Origin of the sequence: Pedobacter sp. Leaf216 (genome assembly GCF_001421515.1) — a bacterium.
In the GTDB taxonomy this organism is placed as follows: domain Bacteria; phylum Bacteroidota; class Bacteroidia; order Sphingobacteriales; family Sphingobacteriaceae; genus Pedobacter.
In genome coordinates this window covers 177,068-190,115 of record NZ_LMKM01000037.1, presented here as the reverse complement: position 1 = coordinate 190,115, position 13,048 = coordinate 177,068, and the positions used below count along the sequence as shown (strand labels likewise).

The window sequence follows — 13,048 nt, the reverse complement described above, 5'->3', positions numbered from 1 at the left end:
CGAAGTTATTCTAACAAACCGCCGTATACCGAACGGTACGTACGGTGGTGTGAGGAGACAGCAGGGAAACTAATTCCCTGCTTCTTACTCGATTAAAAATGGAAAACTACGTTCAAAAACTTGGCATAAAACTGTGGGCAGAAGAAGATCGGCCCCGAGAAAAACTTCTGCTGCACGGCCGAAGGCATTTAACCGATGCCGAGCTGATTGCAATTTTAATCGGCTCGGGAAGTAAAAATGAAACAGCTGTAGATTTAAGTAAGAAAATTTTAGCTTTTTACGACAATAGTTTAGCCAAGCTTGGTCGGGCATCCATTCAGGAGCTCTCAAAATTTAAAGGGATTGGTGAAGCTAAAGCCTTAACCATTATCGCTGCCTTAGAGCTTGGCTTAAGGCGAAAAGATATTACCGAAGAGATCATTACTCAGGTTACAACCTCTAATGATGTGTATAAATACCTGCATCAAACCTTTGCCAATCTTAATCATGAAGAATTCTGGATTTTGTTGCTCAATAGATCCAACCGGATTATCGGGAAATTTTTAATCAGTAAAGGCGGACAAGCCGGAACAGTTGCTGATCCAAAAATTATCTTTAAAACCGCTTTAGAAAATAATGCAGCAAATATTGTATTGGCACATAACCACCCTTCTGGTAATGTAAGGCCGAGCGAAAGCGACGATATATTAACCAGGAATATGGTTTCTTCCGGAAATCTCCTTAGTATGTTTGTGGTAGATCACCTCATTTTTGCCAACAACCGCTATTATAGTTATAAAGATGAAGATTTAATTTAAAGATATTTCCTTGTTAAAGGGTAATTAAGCTTAAATTGTTATAATCGCACTTTATTTACGCTACCAATTGTGGTATGTCAAAATTATAGTTAATATGAATACTTTAAAAATTATCCCAGTTTTTCTTTTACTAACTGTAATGGCCTTCGCTCAAAAAACGAATGTGCCAATCAATATTATAACTTACAATATCCGCTTAAATGTGGCCTCAGATGGTATTAATGCCTGGCCAAACCGAAAAGACAATGTAAAAGCATTAGTGAAATTTCATGATGCCGACATCCTCTGTGTACAGGAAGCTTTGCCTGAGCAGTTTGACGCTTTATTGGAAAATTCAAATTTTGATGTGGTGGGCGTTGGTCGCGATGATGGTAAAAGAAAAGGAGAATTCTCCGCAGTGTATTTTGATAAAGATAGGTTCGTTAAAAAAGACGGTGGCACTTTTTGGCTTTCCGAAACGCCTAACGTGCCTTCTAAAGGGTGGGATGCGGCACTAAACCGCGTGTGTAGCTGGGTTAAACTGTACGATAAATTAAATAAGAAAGCGTTTATTGTGTTTAATACCCATTACGATCATATGGGCGTGCAGGCCAGGATAGAATCGGCAAAATTGCTTAAAAGGAAAATACAGGAAATTGCGCCAACCTTACCCGTTGTTTTTACTGGCGATTTAAACGTAACTCCAGAAACTGAAGCCATTGCAACAATTAAATCTTTTCTTACTGATGCAAAAGAGGTTTCTGTAGAACCTCCATATGGGCCTGCCGGCACGTTTAATGGTTTTCATTTCGATAGTGATTTGAAGGATAGAATCGACTATATATTTGTAAATAAAGGATTTAAAGTGCAAAAGTTTGCCGTACTTACAGATAGTAAGGATAAAAGATATTATTCAGATCATTTGCCTGTTTATTGTAAGCTCTTCTTTTAATAAATGGTATTAACAGCACTATCATTATTTCCTTTTAAGTTCGAACTTTTCGGTAATGAGTACCATTATCATTATATTTTCGAAACACTTGCCTTTATTGTTGGCGTTAGGCTTTATTATTTCTATAAAAAAGGAATTGTAGATCCAATATCCGATGAAAACAGGTTATGGATTATGCTTGGAGCCATGCTTGGGGCATTAATCGGATCAAGGGTGGTTGCCGTGCTCGAAACGCCCGAAGTTATCCATCACCTTACTTTTTCAATCCTTTATCAAAGTAAAACCATTATTGGTGGTTTGTTGGGAGGCCTTTTCGGTGTAGAACTGATTAAAAAGATAATCGGTGTTGATATAGCTTCAGGAGATATTTATGTTATTCCCATTTTGGTTGCGTTGATTATTGGCAGAATTGGTTGCTTTTCTATGGGGATCGACGAACCAACCTATGGAATTCCCACTCATTTTTTTATGGGCATGGATTTGGGCGACGGCATCCTCAGGCACCCGATAATGCTCTATGAAATGATTTATCTTGTGCTGTTAATTTTTCTTTTCAACAGGTTAAAAAAGGTCGAAATGATTAACGGAGATCACTTTAAGCTGCTCATGGTACTCTATTTCCTGTTTCGTTTTTTAATAGAATTTATTAAACCTTACCAATCATTATTTTTAAATTTAAGCAGTATTCATTGGTCTGCATTGTTTATTTTTATGTATTATTATAAATTCATTATCAGAATTTCGAAACGGATTATACATCAGCAGTAAGCAATATGGCCAATACCAGAGATTATATATACTACGATTACACCAAAAGTCTTTGTCCAGAATGCTTACAGCTTTGCGATGCCAAAATTGTTTTTCAGGATGCAAAAGTATTTATGCTGAAAAACTGCAGAACCCACGGCGATAGCAAAGTGATGATTGCCGATGATGTAGATTATTATAAGCAGATCAGAAATTACAATAAGCAATCCGAAATGCCACTTAAATTTAATACCAAAGTGCATTATGGTTGTCCGTACGATTGTGGTTTATGTACCGATCATGAGCAGCATTCCTGTTTAACCGTTATCGAAGTAACAGATCGCTGTAACCTTGCATGCCCAACCTGTTATGCCATGTCATCTCCAAGTTATGGCAGGCACCGCACGCTTGAAGAGATTGAACGCATGATGGATGTTGTAGTGGCCAATGAGGGCGAGCCGGATGTGGTTCAGCTTTCAGGAGGAGAGCCAACTGTTCATCCCGAATTTTTTAAGATCCTTGATCTTGCCAAAACCAAACCCATCAAACATTTAATGGTAAATACCAATGGGATCAGAATTGCGAAAGACATTAACTTCGTTGAGAAATTAGCCACTTACATGCCCGATTTCGAAATATATCTCCAGTTTGATAGTTTTAGTGCCGAAGTATTAACCAAGCTAAGAGGTGAGGATCTAACTGAGGTAAGGAGAAAAGCCATCGATCATTTAAACCAATTCAATGTATCAACAACACTGGTGGTTACCTTGCAAAACGGTTTAAACGACCACGAAATTGGCGATATACTGGATTACGCACTAAAGCAGAAATGTGTGCGTGGCGTTACTTTTCAGCCTACACAAGTAGCAGGTAGAAATGATGATTATAACGATCAGCAGGGAAGGATTACCCTTACAGAGGTACGAAGAAAAATTTATGAGCAGTACCCCACTTTTACCCCACAGGATTTAATTCCGGTGCCTTGCAACCCTGATGCGCTCTGCATGGCTTACGCTTTAAAAATTGGTGATGAAGTAATTCCGATGACACATTTGATCAATCCGGAAGATTTATTGAACAATTCAAAAAATACCATTGTTTTCGAACATGATGAAAAACTGAAAGAACACATGCTGAATCTTTTTAGCACAGGCGTTTCGGTAGATTGTGCAGAAGATACTTTTGGCGAGCTGATGTGCTGTTTGCCAAGAGTAAAATCGGATAATTTGAGTTATGATAATTTATTCCGCATTATCATTATGAATTTTATGGATCCTTTGGATTTTGATGTACGTGCAGTTAAAAAATCCTGTGTGCACATTGTAAGCGATAAATACAAAATAGTTCCATTTGAAACCATGAATATTTTTTATCGCGATAATAAAATAGATTTAATCAGGGAAAAATTAAATATGAATTGATATGGGTGGTTTGTTCGGCTTATTTGTAATTTATTGTTTAACCGCAATTGTTCTTTTTATTGTTGGCATTATCCAGATCATCGTAAAATCATCAAGAAATGAGCCTGTAAAAGCCGGATTAAAGTTAATTATCATCTCAGTGATTATGGTGGTAATCGGTTTTGGGGCCTGTGCCGTATTGCTTGCCAACAGTTAATATCCAGCTTAAGTATTATGGGAATTTTTATCGTTTATTGGGTAGTTGCTGTGTTGCTTTTTGTGGTTGGTATCATCCAGATCATCATTAAGGCAGTAAAAAATCAGCCGGTTAAACCAGGCCTTAAACTGGTAATTGCCTCCGTAATTATGTTGGTTATTGGTGCAGGGGCATGCGCAGTCATTCTTTCCAATCTGCATATTAACCATTAATCATTTATATTGTGTGCCTGAATCAGGGTTTTAGTCATCGTAAGTCTCCAATCTCCTGTCTGGAATCTCAAATCTCAATAATTTAGCTTTCTCCTTTAAGCTTTAAATAATATCTTTGCATTTTATAAATCCAGATTGAAGATTACAGGCCTTCCAAGTCTCAAATCTCCTGTCTGGAATCTCAAATCTCATTAAATGAAAATATCATATAACTGGTTAAAACAATTCGTACAAATTGATAAAACACCTCAGGAGCTTTCATTAATCCTTACCAATGTAGGTTTGGAAGTAGAAAGTGTAGAAAAAGTGCAGCCTGTAGTAGGCGGCCTTGAGGGTTTGGTAATCGGCGAAGTTTTAACCTGTGTGCAGCATCCCAATGCCGATCGTTTGCGCATTACCACCGTAAATGTTGGCGGTAACGAAAATCTTCAGATTGTTTGTGGTGCACCAAACGTAGGCGCTGGTCAGAAAGTGGTGGTAGCCACCGTTGGTACAACTGTTTATCCTTTGGAAGGCGAACCTTTTAAAATTAAAGAATCAAAAATCAGGGGAGAACTTTCGCAGGGCATGATCTGTGCCGAAGATGAAATTGGTTTAGGTAAATCTCACGATGGCATTATGATCCTTGCTGAAGATACTGAGGTAGGTATCCGTGCAAAAGATCATTTTAAAATGGATGATGATTATGTTTTTGAAATTGGCTTAACACCTAACCGTGCCGATGCGGCTTCGCATTTAGGTGTGGCGAGAGATTTAGCAGCTTATTTCAGAAGCGAATATGAAATGCCGGATCTATCTGCTTTCAAAACAGACAACGAAAATCTTGTTATTCCGGTAGAGGTAGAAGATTTAGCCGCTTGTCCGCGTTATAGTAGTGTTACAATTTCTGGAGTTACAGTTAAAGAATCACCAGAGTGGTTAAAAGATAAATTGAAAGTTATCGGTTTACGCCCGATTAATAATGTGGTTGATATTACCAATTATCTATTACATGGTTTAGGCCAGCCGCTACATGCTTTCGACGCCGATAAAATTGCCGGCGGAAAAGTACTCGTAAAAAAAGTTGCCGAAGGCACACCTTTTATAACAATTGATGGTGTTGAGCGTAAGTTAAGTGCCGATGATTTAATGATCTGCAATACTGAAGCACCAATGTGTATTGCAGGTGTTTTTGGTGGTAAATCTTCAGGAGTTGATGACAATACAAAAAATATTTTTTTAGAAAGTGCATATTTCAATTCAGTTTCTGTACGTAAAACTTCTAAAAGGCATGGCTTAAAAACCGATGCTTCTTTCCGTTACGAACGTGGTACCGATCCTGAAATTACGGTTACAGCATTAAAATATGCCGCATTATTAATTAAAGAACTTGCTGGTGGCGAAATTTCATCTTCAATTTCTGATATCTACCCAAGCCACATCAAGCCGTTTGAGTTTGAGGTAAGTTACACCAACATTAATAAATTAATCGGCGCAAATATCCCTTCAGCAGAAATTAAACACATCATTACTGCTTTGGGTATTTCGGCAAACAATACCTCAGATGATACCCTGGCCTTAAGAGTACCATCATTTAAAGTTGATGTTACCCGTGAGTGTGATATTACAGAAGAAGTATTGCGTATTTACGGCTATAACAATATCGAAATTCCGGCAAAGGTAAATGCATCACTTTCATACAGTACCAAGCCCGAAAAAGAAAATACACACAATGTAATTGCCGATATGCTAACTGCTAACGGTTATGCAGAAATTATGTGTAACTCTTTAACCAAATCTACCTACTCTAAAAATTTAGATGAGGCTGTATTTATTTTAAATCCTTTAAGCAGCGATTTAAATGTAATGCGCCAAAATTTATTGATGCCTGCTTTAGAAAGTGTTGCTTATAATCAAAACCGTAAAAATGCTGATGTTAAATTTTATGAGTTCGGTAAAACCTACCATTTAATTAATGAGAAGTATGTAGAGCGCCCCAGGTTAATGTTGTTAATTTCTGGTGCAAAGCAAAGCGAGCAGTGGAACCATAATACCAAATCATCTACTTTTTACAATTTAAAGTCGGCTGTAGATGCGATCATTTCCCGTTTGGGCATTGCAAGCTACCAGACTGATACTTTAAATGATGAAAATTTTGCATATGGCATTAAATATTTCCGTGGAGATAAAACGCTGGTGAGTTTCGGAGCTGCATCAAAAGCCGACCGTAAGGTGGCCGATGTAAATGCCGAAGTTTTTTATGCAGATTTTGACTGGGCTGCTCTGTTGGATATTGTGAAGAAAAACAGAATCATAAATAAAGAAGTTTCAAAATACCCGCAGGTACGTCGTGATCTTTCTTTGTTGATAGATCAAAACGTAACGTTTGATACTTTGAAAGGAATTGCTTTTAAAACTGACAAAAAACTAATTAAAGAGGTTGGTGTATTTGATGTATATGTTGGCGATAAACTACCTGAAGGTAAAAAATCATATGCCTTAAATTTCATTTTGCAGGATGAGGAACAAACCTTAACCGATAAGCAGATTGAAAATACAATGCAAAAGCTAATTGCCAATTTAACGGCACAAGCTGGTGCAGAAATTAGGAAATAAAATATAAATTCGTATTTTTAGAAATAAATTCATGACTTCTGTTGCAGATCAATTAGATAAAGTATTACAAAAAACGGCTCGGGTAATTGAGTTATGTAATGCGCTACAGGAAGAAAATGATTTATTAAAGCTTGAAAATCAATCGTTAAAAGTTGCACTTGATACGGCTAAAGGCAAAAATGTAGAACTCGACGAAAAACTGAGGGTTACAAAATTGGCAAAAAGTATTGAGGGAACAAGTGAAAAGTCGCTTGATATTAAACAAAAAATTAACGATTTTGTGCGTGAGATTGATAAAAGTATTGCATTATTAAAAAAATAAATGATGCAAAGAAATCAGAAACTAAGCTAAACAATGGGAGAAATCTCGATTAAAATAACCATTTCCGACCGTATTTATCCGTTAAAGGTGAATATGGAAGAGGAAGAAATTGTGAGACGGGCAGCAAAAATGATCAATGAGCGCATAAAAGATTACCAGGATAATTATGCGGTTAGAGATAAGCAGGACCTTCTTTCTATGGCAGTTTTGCATTATGCAACCGCCGTATTAAGAACAGAAAATAAAGTACAAAACCAGGATACTGCTGTTGCTGATAAAGTTGAAGAATTGGATGTTTTACTCAATAATTTCTTTTCAAAATAAGGTTCGTTCTTTCGGCAATTCGTCACTCTGAACTCGTTTCAGAGACTAAATTTATAAGATCCTGAAATATGTTCGGGATGACGGGGCCAATATTTAGCATAAAAACATAGCCGCAGCTAGTTTTTGAGTTTCAAATTTTATAAAACTTAACACTTCAATATCTATAGGGTTAAGAGGGCGTATTTCATCTGCTATGGCACCTGAAAATGGCTTAAACCCTAATTATGCTTAGTTGAGGTTTAAAATGTATGAGACTTTAAAAATTAGTTGCGGTTTTTTTTTTACTTAAAAAACAAAATGGAAATAGTTGAAATATTAGGATACGTATTTGCCGTTATAGCGGGTATTGCTATCGGAGTAGTGGTAGGAAGATTCCTCCTGCGCAACTTGCTTAAACAGCAGGAAGTTGCTGCACAGAACAAAGTGAAAAAGATTTTAAAAGATGCAGAGAACAATGCAGAAATTTTAAAAAAGAATAAACTTTTAGAAGCAAAAGAGAAGTTTTTGCAAATGAAAGCTGAGCATGAGCAAGAAGTGAATGCTAAAAACAACAACATTAACCAACGCGAAAATACCATGAAGCAGAAAGAGCAATCGGTAAATCAGCGCATGGAAAATTTTAATAAAAAAGAGCAGGAACTCGATAAACAAAAAGTTAACCTCGAAAAACAAACTGAAATTGCCGTTAAAAAGCAAGAAGAAGTTGAGGTACTAAAAAATCAGCATTTAACACAATTGGAAACCATTGCAGGTTTATCAGCAGATGAAGCTAAAAACCAATTGGTAGAAAACCTGAAAGAAGTTGCCCGTACACAGGCAATGATCCAGATAAAGGATATTGTAGACGAAGCAAAACTTACCGCAAGTAAAGAAGCTAAAAAAGTGGTTATCCAAACCATTCAACGTACCGCTACCGAAGCTGCTATTGAAAACTCAGTATCCATTTTCCATATCGAAAGTGACGAGATAAAAGGACGCGTTATTGGTAGAGAAGGTAGAAATATCCGTGCTTTAGAGGCAGCTACCGGCATTGAGATTATTGTAGACGATACACCGGAAGCTATTATTTTATCAGGTTTTGATCCTGTAAGAAGAGAAATTGCACGTTTGGCCTTACACCGTTTGGTAACCGACGGACGTATCCACCCGGCACGTATTGAAGAGATTGTTGCCAAAACCAAAAAACAGATCGAAGATGAAATCGTTGAAATTGGTGAGCGTACTGTAATCGATTTAGGTATCCATGGTTTGCATCCTGAGCTGATCCGTATGGTTGGCCGTATGCGTTACCGTTCATCTTATGGTCAAAATTTGTTACATCACTCGCGCGAGGTTGCAAATTTCTGTGCTACAATGGCTGCCGAATTAGGTTTAAATGCCAAAATGGCCAAACGCGCAGGTTTATTACACGATATAGGTAAAGTGCCTGATGATAATCCCGAATTGCCACACGCAATTTTAGGGATGCAACTGGCCGAAAAATATAAAGAACATCCTGAAATTTGTAATGCAATTGGTGCCCACCACGATGAAATTGAGATGACTTCAATGATTTCTCCAATTATTCAGGCATGTGATGCGATCTCTGGTGCCCGTCCGGGTGCACGCCGTGAGGTGGTAGAAAGTTATATTAAACGCCTGAAAGATTTAGAAGAACTGGCCTTATCTTATCCAGGTGTGGAGAAAACATTTGCTATCCAGGCAGGTAGAGAATTACGCGTGATTGTAGAAAGCGAACGCATTACTGATGCACAGGCAGAACTTTTAGCTGCAGATATTTCTACCCGTATCCAAACCGAAATGACTTACCCTGGTCAGATCAAGGTTACGGTAATCAGAGAAACCCGTTCAGTAGCATTTGCTAAATAAGTTAATCGTCATCCTGAACTCGTTTCAGGATGTATTTATAGAAAAGATGCTGACCACGAAGTAGCTATCTGACCTTAAAACCATAAAAACTGCTGATAAAATAAATTCAGCATGACGAACGGTTTAATAAACAAAGTATTAAGCGATGGATATTCCATCGCTTTTTTTTATTTTTACATAATGAGCAAGCAATCCATAACAATAGAACCGAAACGGCCTGTAGATGTACTTTTTGATAAGTATGCCGAAAGTCACCAAAATCCAACCAACAAACTGGTGCATTGGATCTGTGTTCCATTAATTGTATTTAGCTTATTGGGGTTAATCTGGCAGATTCCTTTTCCGCACCTTGGCTTTCTGGGTAGCTATAACGGTTTTTTTAACTGGGCATCTTTCCTGCTGGCATTTAGCCTTTATTATTACTTTACTTTATCACCTGTACTGTTTTTTATGATGATTTGGGTGGTAGGCCTGATGAGTTACATCATTGTTAAAATTGAACAGGCCGTTGGTTTAGGGAGTGGAACTGCTTATGCCATTTATGCTGCAATATTTGTGGCTGCCTGGGCAGGTCAGTTTATAGGGCATAAAATTGAAGGAAAAAAGCCATCTTTTCTTGATGATGTTAAATTCTTGTTAATAGGCCCGATCTGGTTATTGCACTTCATTTGCAAAAAAACAGGTATCAGGTACTGAGTTAAAAAAGTTGTTAACCTGTAATTAACCTTAAGGTAAAGTAACATTAATTAATACCTAATCTACAGTTAACACTGTGGTAATACTTTTGCCCTTATCAAATAAAGGCAAATTGGATTTACAAAACTCTTTTAAAAGAGCGGCACTTACAGTGTTCGCTTTAACGATCAGCATACTTTCGTATGCGCAAACTGGAAAAATTTCTGGAACAGTTACCGATAAAAAAACGGGCGAGACCTTAATCGGGGTAACGGTTAAAATTAAAGGTACAACTAAGGGTGTATCTACTGATGTTGACGGAAAGTACGTTTTACAGGCTATGGCTAACGGGAAACATACACTCGAATTTTCTTATGTAGGATATCAAAGTAAAGAAGTATCTGATATAGAAGTTAAATCGCCATCAGTTACAAATTTAAATGTAGTGCTTACTGAAGCAAGTGGGCAAAATCTCAGCGAAGTTGTTGTAAAAGCGAGCTTTAAACAAGAATCAGTTAACTCTTTATATGCTCAACAAAAAAATAGCGCATTAATTTCTGACGGTATTTCCAGCGATCAGATTAAAAAGTCTCCTGATAGAAATACTTCTGATGTTTTAAAAAGAGTAAGCGGTGCAACCATTCAGGATAATAAATTTGTTATTGTTAGGGGACTAAGTGATCGGTATAATACTGCTACGCTCGATAATTCTACTCTACCAAGCACTGAAGCTAATAAAAAAGCATTTTCATTTGATATTGTACCATCAAATCTTGTTGATAAAATTACCATTAATAAAACAGCTACTCCTGATTTACCAGCTGATTTTGCAGGTGGAGCAGTTCAAATTGTAACCAAAGATATCCCAGATCAAAACTTCTTTTCATTTGGTGTAGGTTATGGTTACAACAGCCAATCTACTTTTAAAGATTTTCTTGGAACAAAAAAGAATGCTCTCGCTTATTTAGGTTATGAAGATGGTTCAAAACAGCTGGCAGAAAATTTCCCAACTACTGCTGCACTTGCATCTGGAAATCTTCCAAATTCTAAAAACATTGCCGCCCTAAAATCATTACCAACTGATAACGCGATTAAGACTACAACCGCATTGCCTATTCAAAACTATCAATTTAGTTTAGGTAGGGTTAAACAAGCAGAAAATGGAAATAAATTTGGAGCATTGATTTCTGCTACATATAGAAATGCACAAACAATTAATGAGGATGTTGAGCGTAATTTCTATGTATATAATTACAATGATAATCAATACAAGTTTTCTACAAACCTTGGAGCATTAGCCAATTTTGCATATAGTTTTGGAAAAAATAAAATTAGTTTTAAAAATATCTACAACAAAAACTATGATGATAATTATACAGTGAGGACTGGTACTAAGGATGGAAACTCATTAAACCAGTTTTACGCTTATGATATTATGCAGAAGTCACTATTTAAAACTACTTTAGAAGGCGATCATCAAATTGGTGAAGGAAATAACAAATTAAAGTGGACAGCTTCTTACAGTAATATTGGTAATAATCAGCCTAATCAGCTGAAAATGAACTATACTAAACCACTGTCCGCTCAAAATGATCCATCTGTTCTATATCAGGCAAATATTACCTCTTTGGGTAAAGATAATACCAGGTTATTTTCAGACTTAAATGAGGATGTATACGCTGGTGACGTAAACTTTAGTACTCCATTTAAGCTTTTTGATGCTTCAACAACAATGAAACTTGGTTTAGGTTCTCAATATCGCGACCGTACGTTTGATGCCCGTTTTATTGGTGCTGAATTAACTACCAATGATGCGGATCTGCAAACTAAAATTAGAGCACTGCCAATTACAGAAATATTTTCTCAATCTTTAATAGAATCGGGTGTTTATAAAATAGCAGAAGTAGGAGGCCCTTTGGATAGTTACAAAGCTAATTCATTTACAAATTATGGTTATGCAATGCTTGATCAGAAATTTGGAGAGAATTTTAGGGCAGTTTATGGCTTAAGAATAGAGAATTATAATGTTAAAGTATTAAATTCAATTCAAACTTATGTTGATGATACGCAATTAGATTTTCTTCCATCTTTAAATTTAACTTATAGCTTAACAAAAAAAGCAAATTTGCGTGCTTCATACTATCGTACGTTAGCGAGACCTGAGTTTAGAGAACTTTCGCTTTCTTCTTATTATGACTACGAGCAACTGGGAAATATTACAGGTAACCCAGATCTTAAAAGATCAATAATTGATAATGCAGATTTAAGGTATGAAATCTACCCTGATGCTGGTCAGTTATTTTCGGTTTCTGCATTTTATAAGCACTTTACAAATGCGATTGAGTCTTATCGTTATGATGTTGGTTCTACAACTGACGTTTCGTTCTTTAACACTCCAAAAGCCTACACTTATGGTTTGGAATTAGAAGCAAGGAAAAACCTAAACTTTATTAATGAAACCGATTTTTTCAAAAATACTACTGCTTACTTTAATTTGTCTTTGATTAAATCTAAAGTGACCAATCCCACCGATCAGGATTTTATTGATAAAACACGACCAATGGTTGGTCAATCTCCTTATGTAATCAATGCTGGCTTTCAACACAGTGCGTTAAACAACAAATTAAACTTCAATATCCTTTACAATAAAATAGGAAGAAGAATTGTACAGGCAGGTGGCATACGTTTCCCAAGTACATGGGAAAACCCAAGAGATGTGCTTGATTTCCAGGTGAGTTACAAAGTGCTTAAAACTAAAGGAGAAATTAAATTGAATGCGGGTGATATTCTAAATCAGAGAAACATAGTCTATTTCGATTATAATGGAGATAAAAAATACAACGGCAGTGTAGGTAATGGTGGAGATGAAACTTTCTCGTCTTATAAATCTGGTAGAAACATTTCATTATCATTCAATTACACTTTCTAGTCTTTAACAATAAGGTAATAGGATATTAAT

Annotated in this window: 12 protein-coding genes; all 12 read left to right on the top strand. The window is 36.5% G+C overall.

Annotated features, from left to right (window positions below):
• The first annotated feature begins 98 nt into the window (after positions 1-98).
• The 12 genes from radC to ASE74_RS23425 all read left to right on the top strand — a co-directional run bounded on the left by radC (position 99) and on the right by ASE74_RS23425 (position 13,018).
• Entirely contained in the window at positions 99-797 is a 699-nt protein-coding gene (radC, locus tag ASE74_RS23480) for a DNA repair protein RadC (RefSeq protein WP_055914946.1), read from the top strand.
• A 94-nt stretch (positions 798-891) separates the two neighbouring features.
• Entirely contained in the window at positions 892-1,728 is an 837-nt protein-coding gene (locus ASE74_RS23475; protein WP_055914944.1) for an endonuclease/exonuclease/phosphatase family protein, read from the top strand.
• Between the two features lie 3 nt (positions 1,729-1,731).
• Positions 1,732-2,496: a prolipoprotein diacylglyceryl transferase gene (locus ASE74_RS23470; protein ID WP_055914941.1), complete on the top strand. Its 765-nt coding sequence runs from the start codon at positions 1,732-1,734 to the stop codon at positions 2,494-2,496.
• A gap of 5 nt (positions 2,497-2,501) precedes the next feature.
• Complete coding sequence (locus tag ASE74_RS23465) at positions 2,502-3,896, top strand: radical SAM protein (RefSeq protein WP_055914938.1); 1,395 nt, start codon at positions 2,502-2,504, stop codon at positions 3,894-3,896.
• 1 nt (position 3,897) lies between these two features.
• On the top strand, positions 3,898-4,092 hold the full coding sequence (locus tag ASE74_RS23460) for a hypothetical protein (RefSeq protein WP_055914935.1): 195 nt from the start codon (positions 3,898-3,900) through the stop codon (positions 4,090-4,092).
• Positions 4,093-4,109: 17 nt separating this feature from the next.
• On the top strand, positions 4,110-4,304 hold the full coding sequence (locus tag ASE74_RS23455) for a hypothetical protein (protein ID WP_055914932.1): 195 nt from the start codon (positions 4,110-4,112) through the stop codon (positions 4,302-4,304).
• A gap of 195 nt (positions 4,305-4,499) precedes the next feature.
• A complete protein-coding gene (pheT, locus tag ASE74_RS23450; RefSeq protein WP_055914929.1) occupies positions 4,500-6,899 on the top strand; it encodes a phenylalanine--tRNA ligase subunit beta in 2,400 nt (799 codons plus the stop codon).
• Positions 6,900-6,930: 31 nt separating this feature from the next.
• Positions 6,931-7,221, top strand: coding sequence for a hypothetical protein (locus ASE74_RS23445; RefSeq protein WP_055914926.1), 291 nt, complete (start codon positions 6,931-6,933; stop codon positions 7,219-7,221).
• 33 nt (positions 7,222-7,254) lie between these two features.
• Complete coding sequence (locus ASE74_RS23440) at positions 7,255-7,545, top strand: cell division protein ZapA (protein ID WP_025143281.1); 291 nt, start codon at positions 7,255-7,257, stop codon at positions 7,543-7,545.
• A 297-nt stretch (positions 7,546-7,842) separates the two neighbouring features.
• Positions 7,843-9,414, top strand: a complete 1,572-nt coding sequence (gene rny, locus ASE74_RS23435) for a ribonuclease Y (RefSeq protein ID WP_055914924.1) — start codon at positions 7,843-7,845, stop codon at positions 9,412-9,414.
• A 180-nt stretch (positions 9,415-9,594) separates the two neighbouring features.
• Positions 9,595-10,110 (top strand): DUF962 domain-containing protein, encoded by a 516-nt coding sequence (locus ASE74_RS23430; protein ID WP_055914977.1) that lies wholly within the window; start codon positions 9,595-9,597, stop codon positions 10,108-10,110.
• A 112-nt stretch (positions 10,111-10,222) separates the two neighbouring features.
• Positions 10,223-13,018, top strand: a complete 2,796-nt coding sequence (locus ASE74_RS23425) for a TonB-dependent receptor (RefSeq protein ID WP_082458910.1) — start codon at positions 10,223-10,225, stop codon at positions 13,016-13,018.
• Positions 13,019-13,048: the final 30 nt, after the last annotated feature.